This is a genomic window from Streptomyces cahuitamycinicus, assembly GCF_002891435.1.
Classification (GTDB): domain Bacteria; phylum Actinomycetota; class Actinomycetes; order Streptomycetales; family Streptomycetaceae; genus Streptomyces; species Streptomyces cahuitamycinicus.
The window spans coordinates 1-440 of the sequence record NZ_POUC01000983.1 but is presented as its reverse complement, the minus strand read 5'-3'; the positions used below and the strand labels follow the sequence as shown (position 1 = coordinate 440).

The window sequence follows — 440 nt, the reverse complement described above, 5'->3', positions numbered from 1 at the left end:
AGCTCTGCCTGTCGATTTGAATTGCCTGGGCGGCGCGAAACACCACCGGGTGGGGCGCCGCCGCCCCGTATCTGCCGGCCGATGCACCGGCGTGGGCGCCGCGCTTAAACGGTGAAGTATTCGGGCCGCAGCCGGCGTGTGATTTCCAGCACCGGCAGTACGTGGTCCAGATGCTCGCGCATGGCGCGAACAGCCCGCTTCGGGTCGTTGGACGCGAGAGCGTCGATCACGGCGCGGTGCTCGGCCAGCACCTCGGTCATGCGACCCTCCAAGGGGAGGGTCAGCAGCCGGTAACGGTCGATCTGCGTTTTGACTTCCAGGATGATCTGCCAGACGCCGGGGTAGCCCGACAGCTCGGCCAGCGTGGCGTGAAACGCTTCGTCGGTGCGGAAGAAACCGCGCCGGTTGCTCTCGCGCACGCATTGCGCCTGCCGCTCCAG

Annotated in this window: 1 protein-coding gene; it reads right to left on the bottom strand. The window is 67.3% G+C overall.

Annotation, left to right across the window (positions count from 1 at the left end; translation table 11 throughout):
• Positions 1-104: 104 nt before the first annotated feature.
• On the bottom strand, positions 105-440 hold a 336-nt coding region (locus C1J00_RS48730), incomplete at its 5' end, for a GntR family transcriptional regulator (protein WP_146046446.1).